This window comes from Prescottella soli, assembly GCF_040024445.1.
In the GTDB taxonomy this organism is placed as follows: Bacteria; Actinomycetota; Actinomycetes; order Mycobacteriales; family Mycobacteriaceae; genus Prescottella; species Prescottella soli.
In genome coordinates this window covers 4,100,515-4,114,866 of sequence record NZ_CP157276.1, presented here as the reverse complement: position 1 = coordinate 4,114,866, position 14,352 = coordinate 4,100,515, and the positions used below count along the sequence as shown (strand labels likewise).

Here is a 14,352-nt window from a genome sequence, read left to right as displayed (position 1 = left end):
GGGTTCGAGCCTACCGCACACCAGGAGCTCACGATGGATCCCGTACTCACCATCGTCGTCGGCGTCACGGTCCTCACCGTGGTCGGAATCGCCTCCGGCGGCGCGTTCCTGCTCCGCATCCTCACCGGCCACCAGGGCGCCAACGACCTGCAGAAGAGCTTCTTCCGCGCCGGACACGCGCACGCGGGTGTGCTCGTCACCCTCGGCATCCTGCTCGCCACCCTGACCACGGTCGTCGACGCGAGCCCGGGGTGGGCGGCGGCCGGCGCGATCGCCGTGCTGGTCGCGGCGATCTTCATCCCGGCCGGGTTCTTCCTGTCCGTCCTCGGCCGCGACCCCGCGAAGCCCGGGCCGATGCTCGCGTCGATCTGGATCGGGGCGGCGTGCCTCGTGACCGGGCTCGTGATCTCGGGGATCACGGTGATCAGCGCGGGCGTCTCCGCGCTCTAGGCCTCAGCGCGGGCGTCTCCGCGCTCTAGGCCTCAGCGCAGGTGCTCGCGCGCGAAGCTCAGCGCCTGGCCCAGCATCGACGCGCGCTCGGGCCGGGTCCGCGCGTTCTGTGTGTTGATCTCGACGACGACCTGCCCGGCGAATCCGCTGTCGATCAAATGGCGGCACACCTCGACGCACGGCTGCGTGCCGTGGCCGGGGATGAGATGTTCGTCGACCGACGCGCCGCGGCCGTCCGCAAGGTGCAGGTGCGAGAGCCCGCCGCCCATCCGGCGCGCCAGATCGAGAGCGTCCATGCCGGCGGTCGCGGTGTGCGACAGGTCCAGCGTGTAGTGCTGGTGCCCGGAATCGGTGGGGTCGTACGACGGGCTGAACGCCGACAGCGCCGCACCCGGACCGCCACGGCGGCGCAGCCGCTGGGCCGTCCGTTCCCGTCCGCCGAAGAAGCTGTCGGCGCGCATCGGGAACATGTTCTCGACCGCGACCACGGCGCCGGTCTTCTCCTCGAGCTCGGCCACCTGGTCGACGAACCCGTCGGCGTATCGCCGCTGCCAGCGGAACGGCGGATGGACCACGACGTTCGAGGCCCCCAGCGCCTCGGCGACCTCGACGGACCGGTCCAGCTTCGCGACGGGGTCGGCGCCCCACACGCGCTGCGAGATCAGCAGGCACGGCACGTGCAGGGCCTGCACGGGCACCGCGTACTTGCGGACCAGCCGCTTGACCGCGGAGACGTCCTGGCTGACCGACTCGGCCCACACCATCAACTCGACGCCGTCGTAGCCGACCTCGGCCGCGTACCGGAACGCCGCTTCCGTGTTTTCCGGGTACACGGAGGCCGTGGACAGTCCGACGAGGATCTTCCGATCCGGCATGCGCGCTGTCCCCACGATCTTCCCCTCCGCCGATGCCCGGTCAGCGCGTGCTGAGCAGGAAGGCCAGCGGACCGAGCGTCACGAACACGCCGGCGACGAGCGCGATCACCAGGCTGGTGATGTCGTCGGTGCGGCGCAGGATCCGCACCATGGCGACCAGTCCGACGATCACGAGGACCGCCAGGACGAGCGCGACCATCGGCAGCATGTCCCACAGCTTCTCGAAGCCCTTGAACATCAGTGCGCCGGCGATGAGCGCGACCGCGCCCTGGCCGAGCAGGACGGCCCACTGCTTGGCGCCGCTGGGCTCGGGCTCGAAGTCGTCGAGATCGTCGAGTTCGGCGTCGTCGACGTCCGTGTCCACGTCGACCGGTTCGACGTCGGCGGGCTCGGCGTCGGCCGGCTTTGCGTCGGCAGGCTTGGCGTCGGGCCGGGCGATGCCCTGGCGCAGCAGGTCACCGGCGAGGGACTGCCCCGACAGCATCCGCGGCTCGGGGTCGCCACCGCGCGGGAGCGGGGAAACGGCCTCGATGACGGTGGTCGTGGTCGTCGAGTTGGTCGGCGTCACCGAACGCCAGCCGGTGTCGACCGGCTCGGGGCGCTTAGGCACGTCGGCCTTCACCGCGGGTGCGACGACCGTCGGTGCGTCCGCGGCGGTGGGCCGGACCGGCGGCTTCTTCTCCGGTTGGGCCGGCTTCGGGGGCTGGGCCTTCACCTCGGGCTTTGTCTCCGGCTTGGCCGCGACACCGGTGCCGGGACGGTCCTGGACGGCCCGGTTCCCGACGATCTTGTTCTCGGCGGGCCGGCTGGTAGCGGCATCGCTGCGGACGGCCGGACCGAGGACCGCGCGGCCCTGGACGTTGGCGGGCGGGACGACCGCGGTCGCCGCGGCCTGCGGCGCCGCAACGGGAGCGGGCTTCGGCGCCGCATCAGGCGCGGGTGCGTCGGCCTCGGGCTCGGCGTCGGAACCGGGGGCGGCGACGCGCCCGTTCCGGACGGCCGGGAACTCGCCGGTCAGTTCGGCGACGGAGATGCCGCCCTTGACGCCGCGGCGTCGTCGGCCACCGGCACCGGAGCCGACGCGCTGGCCGTTGCGGGCCAACAGCTCCGCAACCGAGATTGCTTGGCTGTCACCTTCGGGCTCAGTCATCGAGCGCTCACCACCAGTTCTCCACCCATGTCCGTATCGAGCTTGCGAAGAATCAGACCCTCACGCAGTGCCCACGGGCAAATCTCGAGCGTGTCGATCCCCAGCGCGCGCATGCTGGCCTCCGCAACGAGAGCACCGGCCACGATCTGCTGAGAGCGGTCGGAACTCACGCCTTCCAATTCTGCACGGTCCGACGTGGTCATCCGCGAGATGAACGCGATCAGCTGCCGCAGGCCGCTCGCCGTGAGGGTCCGCTTGACGCGCGGACCTGCGGCGGACGGTGCGGCGCCGGTCAGCCGGGCCAGCGAACGGAAGGTCTTGGAGGTGCCGACGTGCAGGTCCGCCTCGCCCGACGCGCGCAGCTGCTTCGCCGGGGCCACCAGCTCGGCGTCGAGCCAGTCCCGCAGCACCGCGACGCGACGCTTGCCGGGCGGGTCCTCCTGCAGCCAGTCCCGGGTCAGGCGTCCGGCGCCCAGCTGCAGCGAGAACGCCACCTCCGGGTCCTCGTCGCCGCCGGCCGTGAGCTCCAGCGAGCCGCCGCCGATGTCGAGGTTGAGGATGCGGCCGGCGCTCCAGCCGTACCAGCGGCGCACCGCGAGGAATGTCAGCCGGGCCTCGTCGACGCCGGACAGCACCTCGAGGTTCACGCCCGTCTCGGCGCGCACCCGGGAGAGCACGGCCTCGGAGTTGTTGGCGTCGCGCACCGCGGATGTCGCGAACGCCATCAGCTCACCGCAGCCGGACGACTGCGCGATGCCGGCGAAGTCCTGCACGGTCGCGACCAGCCGGTCGGCGCCGAGTGACGTGATGTCGCCCCGGTCGTCCGTGTTCTCGGCCAGCCGGAGCGTGGCTTTCGTGGAACTCATCGGTGTGGGGTGCCCACCACGATGTGCGTCCACCACGAGCAGGTGGACGGTGTTGCTTCCGACGTCAAGTACCCCAAGGCGCACACGGCTACGGTACTGGGTCTACCGTCGGGCACTGTGACAGCAGGCAGCACCGGCGGCTCCCACAAGATCGCGCCCACGCCGGAAGTGGATCTCGACTTCCCGCGCGAGTGGGTCCAGTTCGTCGACCCCGAGAACCCCGAACACACCATCAAAGCCGACATGACGTGGCTCCTTTCGCGCTGGACCTGCGTGTTCGGCACGCCCGCGTGCCAGGGCACGGTGGCCGGTCGCCCCGACGACGGCTGCTGCTCGCACGGCGCCTTCCTCTCCGACGAGGAGGACCGCGAGAAACTCGACGCCTCGGTGAGGATGCTCACACCCGAGGACTGGCAGTTCATGGAGAAGGGCCTCGGGAAGAAGGGGTACGTCGAGGAGGACGACCTCGAGGACGAGCCCGCGCTGCGCACCCGCAGGTACAAGGGCGCCTGCATCTTCCTCAACCGCCCGGGCTTCGAGGGTGGCATCGGCTGCGCGCTGCATCAGATGGCGCTGCGCAAGGGCATCGAGCCGCTCGAGGTCAAGCCCGACGTGTGCTGGCAGTTGCCGATCCGCCGCACCCAGGAGTGGGTGGACCGTCCCGACGGCGAGCAGATCCTCGAGACGACGGTCACCGAGTACGACCGCCGCGGCTGGGGTGAGGGCGGCGAGGACCTCGCGTGGTACTGCTCCGGGTCTCCCGACGCGCACGTCGGCAGCAAGCCGGTGTGGCAGTCGTACGCGCCCGAACTGACCGAACTGCTCGGCAAGGCCGCGTACGACGAGCTGGCGTCGCTGTGTCGCCGCCGCGAGGGGCTCGGGCTCATCGCGGTGCACCCGGCGACCACCGCCGCGCAGGCGAAGGCGCAGCCGACGCAGGACTGAACCGACCGCGCTACGGCCGAATGTCACACGCGTTCAATCCAACTGAACGCATGTGACATTCGGCCGGACGCTCACTCCTCGAGCTTGTACCCGAGGCCGCGGACCGTGACGAGGTGCTTGGGCTTGCCGGGGTCGGCCTCGATCTTGGCGCGCAGCCGCTTCACGTGGACGTCCAGGGTCTTGGTGTCGCCCACGTAGTCGGCGCCCCACACCCGGTCGATGAGCTGCCCACGGGTGAGGACGCGCCCGGAGTTGCGCAGCAGGTACTCGAGCAGGTCGAACTCCTTGAGCGGCAACGACACCGGCTCACCGGCGACGTGGACGAGGTGCCGTTCGACGTCCATCCGTACCGGGCCGGCCTCGAGGACGCCGTCGTCGGCGCCCGCCTCGGCCTCCGCGTCCGCGCCGCGGCGCAGCACGGCCCGGATGCGGGCGATGAGTTCGCGGGCCGAGTACGGCTTGGTGACGTAGTCGTCGGCGCCGAGTTCCAGGCCGACGACCTTGTCGATCTCGCTGTCGCGGGCCGTGACCATGATGACCGGCACCGACGACTTGGCCCGCAACTGCTTGCAGACGTCGGTTCCGCTCATCCCGGGAAGCATGACGTCGAGCAGGACGATGTCGGCGCCGGAGCGCTCGAACTCGGCCAGCGCGGACGGCCCGTCACCGACGATGGTGGTCTCGAACCCCTCCTTGCGGAGCAGGAACGCGAGCGGATCGGCCAGCGATTCCTCGTCCTCCACGATCAGCACACTCGTCAACGGTTGGCCTCCAAACTCGTGCCGCGGCGCATCACGACGCGGCTTTCTTCTCGATTTTCTCGATGATTGCGGGTTGGTGGGTCGCACCGGGCGGGGCGGCGTCGGCCGCGTCGAAGTGTCCGGGGATCTGCAGCGTGAACGTGGATCCGGTGCCGGGCCGGCTCCACAGGTCGATGGATCCGTTGTGGTTGGCGGCGACGTGTTTGACGATGGCCAACCCCAGGCCGGTGCCGCCGGTCGCGCGTGAGCGGGCCTTGTCGACGCGGAAGAAGCGCTCGAACACGCGCTCCTGGTCCTCCTTGGCAATGCCGATGCCACGGTCGGTGACCGCGATGGCGATGTTGTCGCCCCGGACCGTCCGACTCAACGACACCGCGGTTCCCTTGGGCGAGTACGCGATCGCGTTCTCGACGAGGTTCGACAGCGCGGTCACCAGCAGGGTGCGGTCCCCCATCACCTCGAGCCCGCTGGGGGCGTCGGCGTGGACGGTGATCTCGGCGGTCTCGGCGGCGACCGTGGACCGGCGCAGCGCCTCGGCGACGACGTCGTCGACCTCGACCACGTCGAGGTCGGGCAGCTTCTCCGCGCCCTGCAGTCGCGACAGCGCGATCAGTTCGGTGACCATGTTGCCCAGCCGGTGCGACTCGCTGAGGACGCGCTGACCGAAGTAGCGCACCGAATCGGGGTCGTCGGCGGATTCGAGGAGCGCCTCCGCGAGCAGACCCATCGCGCCGACCGGCGTCTTGAGTTCGTGGCTGACGTTGGCGACGAAGTCGCGGCGGGTGGCCTCCATGCGGACCTGCTCTGAGTCGTCGTCGGCGAACACCACGACGAACCGGCGGTCCGACTCGCTCAGCAGCCGCACGATGCCGCGCACCGCCATCTTGTCCCGGCCGCGCTGCGACGTGCGCCGTGTGAGATCCACCTCGACGGGCTCACCGGTCTCGAACACCTCGGTGGCCGCGACCCACGCACGGTCGTCGATCATGCGGTTGCGCACCAGCCCCAACTCCTCGGCGCGCGGGTTGACCAGGACGACGTCGTTGAACTTGTCGACGACGGCGATGCCGCTGTCGGAGGTTCGGACGATCAGATCGAGCACCTGCGACAGGGTCAGACCGGCCTGGGACTGCTGCCGTCGCGCCCGTCGGGCAGCGAGTCGGGGAACCAGCACCGCACCGACAATGCAGCCGACGACGGCGGCCGCGACGGCCAAGAGCACGGCCTGAACAACAGTCACACGTGAATCGTACGTTCGACTAACCCTGGCCCGAAGCCGGGTGTGACGGTTTTCCCGCACGTCATAGGCCCGAGAGCTGGAGTTTTCCGCTCGTTCACCATCCGTTTCCGTTCTCCGCCGAACCGCGCGTCGAAACGACGAAGGCCGGTACGGATCGGCGATCCGTACCGGCCTTGGAGCCGTATCGGCGGAGGACTACTTGGCGCCCTGGTTCGCGACGGCGGCGGCACCGGCCGCGGCGGCCGCCGGGTCGAGGTATGTGCCGCCCGGGTTCAGCGGCTTCAGGTTCTCGTCCAGGTCGTAGCGCAGCGGAATACCGGTGGGGATGTTCAGGCCCGCGATGTCCTCGTCGGAGATGCCGTCGAGGTGCTTGACCAGTGCACGCAGTGAGTTGCCGTGCGCGGTGACGAGGACGGTCTTGCCCGCCTGCAGGTCGGCCGCGATGGTCTCGTCCCAGTACGGGATGAGGCGCTTGACGACGTCGAGCAGGCACTCCGTCAGCGGGACCTCGGGCAGGTCGGCGTAGCGCGCGTCCTGGTCCTGGCTGTACTCGCTGCCGGCCTCGATCGCGGGCGGCGGGGTGTCGTAGCTACGACGCCACAGCATGAACTGGTCCTCGCCGAACTCGGCCTTGGTCTGGGCCTTGTTCTTGCCCTGCAGCGCACCGTAGTGGCGCTCGTTGAGCCGCCAGTCCCGCACGACCGGGATCCAGTGCCGATCGCACGCGTCGAGCGCGAGGTTCGCGGTGCTGATCGCGCGACGCAGCAGCGACGTGTAGAGCACGTCCGGGAGCAGGTTGTGCTCGGCGAGCAGTTCACCGGCACGCTTGCCCTCGGCCATGCCCTTGTCGGTGAGGTGCACGTCCACCCAGCCGGTGAACAGGTTCAGCGCGTTCCATTCGCTCTCGCCGTGGCGGAGCAGCACAAGTGTTCCGGTACTCATGCCCCCAATCCTGGCATGACCGGCTCGGACGCCCGCGACAGCCATCGGTGTGCACCCCGTGACTTCGTCACGACAGGCCGACGGTGTGATGCGACTCCCACCGTTCGATCACCGGGCCGAACTCGTCCAGGAAGGCCCGGACATGGTCCGTGGTGCCGTGATCGTCGAACGAGCAACGGGTGTCCCAGTGCTCGCCGGATGAAAGCGGTGCATGTCGAGGCGTCCTCTGGTAGACCGACCGGTCGCCACACCGTAAGAGCGAGAAGGCAAGTCGATTCGGTCCACCCGGAACGACTGAAGGGACCCTCCATGCGCTCGAGGCGCTCGAAGGGTCCCTTCAGCTGTCGACGGGGGCTCAGCCCAGCCCGGCCGTCAGGCTCAGAGGTACTTGCCGCACACCGGCCACGCGCCGCGGCCCTGGCCGGCCAGCACGTTCTCGGCGACGCGGATCTGCTCCGCGCGGGAGTTCTCGTGGGCCATCCCGGAGCCGCCGTAGGCCTTCCAGGTGCTGGAGGTGAACTGCAGGCCGCCGTAGAAGCCGTTGCCGGTGTTCGCGGCCCAGTTGCCGCTGCTCTCGCACTGTGCGACGGCGTCCCAGTTGCCGGACGCGGCGTTGGCGGTGCCGGCGCTCATCGCGAGCGGTGCGGCGACGAGGGCGGCGGTGGCGGCGACGGTACCGATGGTGCGCTTGACGTTGAACTTTGCCATTGGGGGGTGGATCCTCTCCGTGTCTGCGACGAGGCGGCCGGCGGACGACGTGACGGTCGATCCGGGCTCTCGATGGGCCTCGTCTCTGCCCCTCATAGGTCTTGCGGTTCCGATCCCGCGGGGCAGATCAGCGGTGGCGGGTCGGTGGCTTGCGTGTCTTTCGCGTCTTGCTCCCGATGTCTTGCGTCTCGGGCTGGTTACAACCGTAGGAGCCCATCACGGAAAGGTCACGGGTCGATTTTTTGAGACGGCCGTACGCGAAAATGGCCATGAGCAGGTAAAAGTCGCAGATCAGCGACCGTGAATCGCGGGAAACTACCCGCGTCGTTGCATATCCGTTATGTGACCCGGATCACATGAAATGCGTGAAGGGTGTCACAAAATCTCGGCCGGATAACGCCGGAACGGCATCGTGCGACGTCAGCGAGACCCGGCGGGCGGGCCCCACGTCGGGGCGCCGGAAGTCTCGTCGGGCCCCTCGACGAGGTGCTTGAACGGCTCCAGATTCGTCAGCGACTCGCCGCGCGAGAGGCGCCACGCCCACTCCCGCTTGATGGAGGTCGCGAAGCCGAGCTCGAGCAGCACGTTGAAGTCGCCGTCCGCCGCCTCGAGGACCTGCCCCAGGACGCGGTCCAGCTCGTCCCCGGTCACCGCGTGCGCGGAGATCCGCCCGACCAGATAGATGTCGCCGATCTTGTCGATCGTGTAGTGCACGCCGTACAGCCTGCGGTTGCGGCGCAGCAGGTACTTGTAGACGCCCTCGAAGTTCTCGTCGGGCTTGCGGCACACGAACGCCTCGACACGCACACCGTGGTTGCCGACCGTGAGCAGCGTCGACGTCTCGAGCTTGTGCTCACCAGGCAACTCGACGACGAACTGGTTCTCGCCCCGGCGGCTGTACTCGAGTTCGCGCTCCTTCAGCGCCGCGTCGATGACGTCCGCGATGCCGTTCCGGGTCGGATCCGGTTCGCTCATGCGCGCACTCCACTCGTCCGGCGCAGCTTCCACAGCCCACGCGACCTGCGCGGCGAGAAGTCGCCGCCCTCCCCCACCGTCCGCTGGTACTTCGCGCTCGCGGCCCGGTAGCTGGCGAGCAGCGCGTCCGCGGTGTGCTCCCAGGAGAAGTTCTCGGCGTGGCGGGTCGCCCGGGCGGCCAGTTCGTCGAGCCGATCCGGCATCGTGACCAGCGACTGCAGCGCCGACGCCCAGTCGTCGGTGCGGTGCCCCTGCACCAGCAGACCGGTCTGTCCGTCACGGACCGCCACTCCCAGCCCACCGACGTCGGCCGCGATGACGGGCGTTCCACACGCCTGCGCCTCGATCGCGACCAGGCCGAAGGACTCGGAGTAGCTGGGCACCGCGACGAGGTCGGACGCCCGGTAGACGTCGGCGAGCCGGTCCGGCGGCTGGGGCGGCAGGAACGTCACACGCGTGCGGATGCCGAGCGTGTCCGCCAGCTCGATCAGCGAGTCGGGACGCTCGAGGCCCGTGCCGGACGGGCCGCCGACCACCAGCACTCGCAGCGCCAGCCCAGGTTCCCGCGCGACGACCTCGGCCGCCGCCCGCAACAGGACGTCGGGCGCCTTGAGCGGCTGGATCCGGCCGACGAACGTCACGATCGTCTCCGACGGGTCCAGCCCCAGCGCGGCACGCGCCTCGAGCCGGTCGCCGGGCCGGTACCGGGCCAGGTCCGCGCCCGGGGCGACGACGTCGATCTTGCTCGGCGAGGCACCGTAGATCGAGGTGAGCTGCGCGGCCTCGTCGGTGGTGTTGGCGGTGAGGCGGTCGGCCTCGGCGACCACCTGCTGCTCACCGATCTGCCGCGCCGCCGGCTCGGGGGTGTCGCCGTCGGCGAGGGACGCATTCTTCACGGCCGCGAGCGTGTGCGCGGTGTGGACGAGCGGCACACCCCACCGGTCCCGGGCGAGCCAGCCGACCTGACCCGACAGCCAGTAGTGCGAGTGCACGAGGTCGTAGTAGCCCGGCTCGTGCCGGACCTCCTCGCGCAGCACCCCCGCCGCGAACGCGCACAGCTGCGTGGGCAATTCGTGCTTGTCGAGGCCCTCGTACGGGCCGGCGGCGATGTTGCGGACGCGGACACCCGGCGCGGCTTCCTGGACCACCGGCGTGGCCGACGACGTCGCCCGGGTGAAGATGTCGACCTCCACGCCACGACGCGCGAGTTGGAGCGCGGTCTGCAGCACGTACACGTTCATTCCGCCCGCGTCGCCGGTGCCAGGCTGGGCCAGCGGCGACGTGTGTACGGAGAGAACGGCGACCCGGCGGGGTCCCGCGCTGTGCTTGGGTGTCACGCGTCCATACTGCCCTGTCGCTCGGTCAGGGGGTAATTGCGGCCGACACGCTCTCACCGACCGGGACACCCCCGTCGATTCCGGCCACGAAGGCCCGCACCTCGCCGACGAACCGGTGCGGATCCTCGACGAACGGCCCGTGTCCGCACCCCTCCCAGTACGACGCGGTGACGCCGGGGATGAGCGCGGCAGCGTGCTCACCTGCGGAGACGTCGACGACGGCGTCGGCGGTGCCGTGCAGGACCAGCGCCGGGACGTCGAGGGTGCGCAGCAGGTCGTCGTGGCCGACGGCACGGGTGAACAGCGCCGCCCGCACCCGCGGCGGGGTCGACAGGCTGGCCCCGAACAGCGCCTGCGACCACGCGCCCTTGCCGGACGCGTCGTCGATCGGGCCGGTGAGCGCGGTCCCGAAGCCGCCGAGCGCCCCGATCGCGGTCGCCGGGTCCTCGGCCATCGCGGCGGGGATCGCGGCCTTCATCGCCGCGCCCACTCTGCCGCCCGCCTCGCCGCGGCCGATGCTCGTGATGGCGCCGACGAACACGAGGCCGTCGACCGCCGTAGTGCCGTGCGCGGCAAGGTAATCGCAGATCACCAGGCCGCCGTAGGACCAGCCCAGCAGGACCGCTCCGGACGTGACGCCCTCGGCCGTCAGGACCGCGTCGACGTCCGCCGCCCAGTTCGCCGAGTCGTCGTAGCCGGACGCCGGGACGTCCGAGTAGCCGTGCCCGCGCAGGTCGACGGCGATCACCCGGTGGTGCTCGGCCAGGTCGGCGAGCACGTCCTCGCCCCAGCAGCGCGACGACTGCGCCCAACCGTGGATCAGCACGAGCGGACGTGCCTGCGCGTGGCCGAGCGTTCGGTAGACGAGGGTGGTGCCGTCGGCACTGACGGTTTCGCGAATGGCCATGCGGCCACCCTAGGGGCAGCCCCTACTCGGCGCCGCGCGCGCGGTATGCGAGGTACGCGCCGCCTGCGACGACGAACGCGGCGACGCCCGCGGCCACCGCCACGGCGAATCCCGCGCCGGTGCCGAAGTGGTCGATCGTCTGGCCCGCGACCGCCGATCCCACCGCGACACCCACACCGAGTCCGGTGACGGTCCACGTGATGCCCTCGGTGAGCTTCGTGTGCGGAACCACCGACTCCACGAGCGTGGTCGCGACGATCATCGTCGGCGCGACGGTGACGCCGGCGAGCGCGAGCGCGCCGGTGAGGGTGGGGATCGAGTCGACCGCCAGCAGCGGCCACAGCAGGACCGCGACCGCGGCGGTCGCGAACATCAACTGGCGGCGCAGCGCCGCCCCGGGACGCAGCGCGCCGAACACGACGCCCGCGACGGCGGACGCACCCGCGAACAGCGCGAGCGCGATCGTCGCGGCGGCCGGGATGCCGCGCTCGGTGGCGAACGCGATGCTCGTGACGTCGACGGCACCGAAGATCGTGCCCATCCCGAGCATCACCGCGACCAGCGCCCACATCGCCGGGGTGCGGACGACGGATCCGCCCGAGTCCTCGGTGTGGGCGAGCGCCGCGGGTTCGGTGTCGCGCTGTGCGACCAGCGCGAAGGTGCCGATCAACAGGAAGATCAGCGCCAGCAACGGACCGGCCTCCGGGAACACCGACACCGACAGGCCCACCGAGATCACCGGCCCCGCGATGAAGCACACCTCGTCGAGCACGGACTCGAACGCGAACGCCGTGCGCAGCTGCGGCTGTCCGCGGTACAGCACGGTCCAGCGAGCGCGGACCATGGCCCCGATGGTCGGCATGCACCCGGCCGGGATCGCGAGCAGGAACAGCACGACATCGGGGGCGCCGAGCCGCACGCACAGCAGCAGCGCGGCCAGCGCGCACGCGCTGACCCCCGCCGCCGCCGGCAGCACCCGGCGCTGCCCGTAGCGGTCGACGGCCCGCGAGACGAGCGGGGTGATCGCGGCGTAGGCGAGAGCGAACACCGCCGACAGCGCGCCGGCCACCCCGTAGTCGCCGCGCAGCTGCGACAGCATCGTCACGATCCCGATGCCGACCATCGCGATGGGCAGACGCGCGACGAACCCCGCCGCGGAGAAGGCCGCGGCACCGCGGGCGGAGAAGATCTCCCGGTAGGTACCGATCATCGCCGGTCGACTCCTCACGCGTCCTCGAAGAGGCGCGGGTGCCGTCCTCCGGTGGTCAGATGTGCGAACAGTTTCGCACCCTTGCCCGACGGTGGTGTCCGCGTGTAACCATTCACCGTATGAGCGTTCTGGTCTGTTTCCACGCCCACCCCGACGACGAGGTGTTCGTGACGGGCGGGGTGATGCGTCAGGCGGCCGACGCGGGCCATCGCGTCGTCGTGGTCACCGCGACGGATGGCGCACTGGGCGAGGTGCCCGACGGTCTGCTCGTCGACGGCGAGACCCTCGCGCACCGCCGTCGGCGCGAACTCGAGGCGTCGACGAGCGTGCTGGGTGCCCACCGCGTGGTGATGCTCCACTACGCCGATTCGGGCATGGCGGGGACGCCGGACAACGCGAATCCGGACGCGTTCTGCAACGCCGACGTCGAGGAGGCCGCGGCGCGTCTCGCGGCGGTCCTCGTCGAGGAGTCCGCGGACGTCCTGACCATCTACGACCCCAACGGCGGCTACGGGCACCCCGATCACGTGCAGGTCCACCACGTAGGGGTGCGGGCGGCGGAACTGGCCGGCACCCCGCACGTGTACGAGGCCGCGCTCAGCCGCGACCACATCCGACGCCTGATGCAGGCCAACCCCGACTGGTCGGAGGACGCAGCGCCACCGGACCTCGACTCGATCGGGCTGTCGGACGCGGAGATCACGACCGTCATCGACGTCAGCGCCGCAATCCCCGCCAAGCGGGCCGCGATGTTCGCGCACGAGACGCAGATCGGCGACTTCGGCCCGTTCCTACAGATGCCCGAGGAGATGTTGCAGGCGGCATTCGGTCTGGAGTGGTTCCGCCGCCGCGGCGCCTCGGACGGACTGACCGAGAGCGCGCTCCCCCTGTAACCGCCAACTGCCTGCGGATTCGCCGGGCCCGGGCTTAGCATCGCGGCATGCCCGGCCTTCTCGCGCGCTACCGGCGGAGCGGCGCCGACCCGCCGTTCGGCGATCCGCTCGCGGCGCACGACGTCGCGATGGAGGGGTACTTCTGGCGGTTCACGCAGCGCGACACCGGCCGCGTGCTGATCGCGCTCGCGGGCATCAACCGCGCCGACGACGGCCGCTGGGCCACTCTGGGGCTGGCCGCCCATCCCGGTGGATTCCTGCGCACGACAGCGCATCCGGTGGCGGGCGCCGACCCCGACCGGCTCGGCGCGTTCGCGGGCAACGCTTTTCACGGCACCGCGGACCGGCTGCGCGTCGACCTGGGTCCAGCTGCGCGGCTGGACGTCCGCATCACCGATCCGGTGCCGTGGCCGCGGCGCAGCCTGGGCGGGTCCGGCCTCTTCCACGTCGTGCCCGCGCTCAACCAGTACTGGCACCCGTGGCTGCTGGGCGGTCGTGCCGTCGGGTGGGCGGACGTGGACAGCGAGCGGTGGGACCTCGACGGCGCCCAGGTGTACGGCGAGAAGAACTGGGGCAAGGAAGGTTTCCCGGACTCGTGGTGGTGGGGTCAGGCGCAGGGCTTCGACGACCCCCGGGTGTGCGTCGCGTTCGCCGGCGGCGATGTCACGGCGGGGCCACTGCGGACCGAGGTCACCTCGGTGGTGGTGGCGCTGCCGGACGGTGCCGTGCTGCGGCTGGCCAACCCGATCACCGCCCCGATCCGCGCGCGGGTGGCCGACGGGGCCTGGCTACTCAGGGGCGGTAGCCGACGGTGGTCCGTCGAGATCGAGGGGCACGCCCCGCTGTCCGGCGCGTGCGTCCTGCCGGTGCCGCTGCCGGCACAGCGCCGGAACGTCCCCGGCGCGTTGCACCACCTCGCGGGGAGACTGCGCGTCGCGGTGCGCCGCAACGGTCGCTGCGTGTTTTCCGGTGAATCCCGGCTGGCCGGGCTCGAGTGGGGCGGGATCCCACGGGCACACGACGAACTCCGACGGCGGGAAGCGGGCGGAGGGGGCGGGCAGGACTGACCGCCCGCGCCGACCGCCCTGCCTGG

General features: G+C 70.8%; 16 protein-coding genes. 5 read left to right on the top strand and 11 right to left on the bottom strand.

From position 1 onward, the window contains the following. Positions 1 to 33 precede the first annotated feature (33 nt). Positions 34 to 450 carry a hypothetical protein gene (locus tag ABI214_RS19095; RefSeq protein ID WP_280758360.1) on the top strand — a complete coding sequence of 139 codons (417 nt, stop codon included), beginning with the start codon at positions 34 to 36 and terminating at the stop codon, positions 448 to 450. A gap of 32 nt (positions 451 to 482) precedes the next feature. Here ABI214_RS19095 and ABI214_RS19090 read toward each other — a convergent pair whose 3' ends face one another. Genes ABI214_RS19090 through ABI214_RS19080 form a run of 3 tightly spaced genes read right to left on the bottom strand, consistent with a single transcriptional unit; the run spans position 483 to position 3,425 of the window. Further along, positions 483 to 1,325, bottom strand: coding sequence for a sugar phosphate isomerase/epimerase family protein (locus tag ABI214_RS19090; protein ID WP_348611783.1), 843 nt, complete (start codon positions 1,323 to 1,325; stop codon positions 483 to 485). A 40-nt stretch (positions 1,326 to 1,365) separates the two neighbouring features. Beyond that, the gene (locus ABI214_RS19085) at positions 1,366 to 2,475 is read right to left on the bottom strand and encodes a hypothetical protein (RefSeq protein ID WP_348604076.1); all 1,110 of its coding nucleotides are present in this window, start codon (positions 2,473 to 2,475) and stop codon (positions 1,366 to 1,368) included. Continuing rightward, positions 2,472 to 3,425, bottom strand: a complete 954-nt coding sequence (locus ABI214_RS19080; protein WP_348604075.1) for a Ppx/GppA phosphatase family protein — start codon at positions 3,423 to 3,425, stop codon at positions 2,472 to 2,474. Before ABI214_RS19080 ends, ABI214_RS19085 begins: the two co-directional genes overlap by 4 nt. A 66-nt stretch (positions 3,426 to 3,491) precedes the next feature. Between ABI214_RS19080 and ABI214_RS19075 the strand changes: the two genes are divergently transcribed. Then, positions 3,492 to 4,286, top strand: a complete 795-nt coding sequence (locus tag ABI214_RS19075; protein WP_348611780.1) for a hypothetical protein — start codon at positions 3,492 to 3,494, stop codon at positions 4,284 to 4,286. A 71-nt stretch (positions 4,287 to 4,357) separates the two neighbouring features. On the opposite strand, the gene ABI214_RS19070 is transcribed toward ABI214_RS19075, so the two are convergent. The 3 genes from ABI214_RS19070 to ABI214_RS19060 form a co-directional block, all read right to left on the bottom strand. Continuing rightward, entirely contained in the window at positions 4,358 to 5,047 is a 690-nt protein-coding gene (locus ABI214_RS19070) for a response regulator transcription factor (RefSeq protein ID WP_348604074.1), read from the bottom strand. A gap of 31 nt (positions 5,048 to 5,078) precedes the next feature. Beyond that, complete coding sequence (locus ABI214_RS19065; protein WP_348604073.1) at positions 5,079 to 6,287, bottom strand: sensor histidine kinase; 1,209 nt, start codon at positions 6,285 to 6,287, stop codon at positions 5,079 to 5,081. 195 nt (positions 6,288 to 6,482) lie between these two features. Next, positions 6,483 to 7,238 carry a phosphoglyceromutase gene (locus ABI214_RS19060; protein ID WP_348611777.1) on the bottom strand — a complete coding sequence of 252 codons (756 nt, stop codon included), beginning with the start codon at positions 7,236 to 7,238 and terminating at the stop codon, positions 6,483 to 6,485. A gap of 49 nt (positions 7,239 to 7,287) precedes the next feature. Here ABI214_RS19060 and ABI214_RS19055 point away from each other — a divergent pair, with 49 nt between their 5' ends. Continuing rightward, complete coding sequence (locus ABI214_RS19055; protein ID WP_348604072.1) at positions 7,288 to 7,431, top strand: hypothetical protein; 144 nt, start codon at positions 7,288 to 7,290, stop codon at positions 7,429 to 7,431. A 176-nt stretch (positions 7,432 to 7,607) separates the two neighbouring features. Here ABI214_RS19055 and ABI214_RS19050 read toward each other — a convergent pair whose 3' ends face one another. The 5 genes from ABI214_RS19050 to ABI214_RS19030 all read right to left on the bottom strand — a co-directional run bounded on the left by ABI214_RS19050 (position 7,608) and on the right by ABI214_RS19030 (position 12,366). Then, a complete protein-coding gene (locus tag ABI214_RS19050) occupies positions 7,608 to 7,937 on the bottom strand; it encodes a transglycosylase family protein (protein ID WP_348604071.1) in 330 nt (109 codons plus the stop codon). Between the two features lie 420 nt (positions 7,938 to 8,357). Continuing rightward, positions 8,358 to 8,912: a YbjN domain-containing protein gene (locus tag ABI214_RS19045; RefSeq protein ID WP_348604070.1), complete on the bottom strand. Its 555-nt coding sequence runs from the start codon at positions 8,910 to 8,912 to the stop codon at positions 8,358 to 8,360. Continuing rightward, positions 8,909 to 10,249, bottom strand: a complete 1,341-nt coding sequence (mshA, locus tag ABI214_RS19040) for a D-inositol-3-phosphate glycosyltransferase (RefSeq protein WP_348604069.1) — start codon at positions 10,247 to 10,249, stop codon at positions 8,909 to 8,911. Before mshA ends, ABI214_RS19045 begins: the two co-directional genes overlap by 4 nt. Positions 10,250 to 10,274: 25 nt before the next feature. Continuing rightward, positions 10,275 to 11,156: an alpha/beta fold hydrolase gene (locus tag ABI214_RS19035; protein ID WP_348604068.1), complete on the bottom strand. Its 882-nt coding sequence runs from the start codon at positions 11,154 to 11,156 to the stop codon at positions 10,275 to 10,277. Positions 11,157 to 11,178: 22 nt separating this feature from the next. After that, positions 11,179 to 12,366 (bottom strand): MFS transporter, encoded by a 1,188-nt coding sequence (locus ABI214_RS19030; protein ID WP_348604067.1) that lies wholly within the window; start codon positions 12,364 to 12,366, stop codon positions 11,179 to 11,181. Positions 12,367 to 12,485: 119 nt separating this feature from the next. Here ABI214_RS19030 and ABI214_RS19025 point away from each other — a divergent pair, with 119 nt between their 5' ends. After that, entirely contained in the window at positions 12,486 to 13,259 is a 774-nt protein-coding gene (locus ABI214_RS19025) for a PIG-L family deacetylase (RefSeq protein WP_348604066.1), read from the top strand. 47 nt (positions 13,260 to 13,306) lie between these two features. Then, a complete protein-coding gene (locus tag ABI214_RS19020) occupies positions 13,307 to 14,326 on the top strand; it encodes a tocopherol cyclase family protein (RefSeq protein WP_348604065.1) in 1,020 nt (339 codons plus the stop codon). The last annotated feature ends 26 nt before the right edge of the window (positions 14,327 to 14,352 follow it).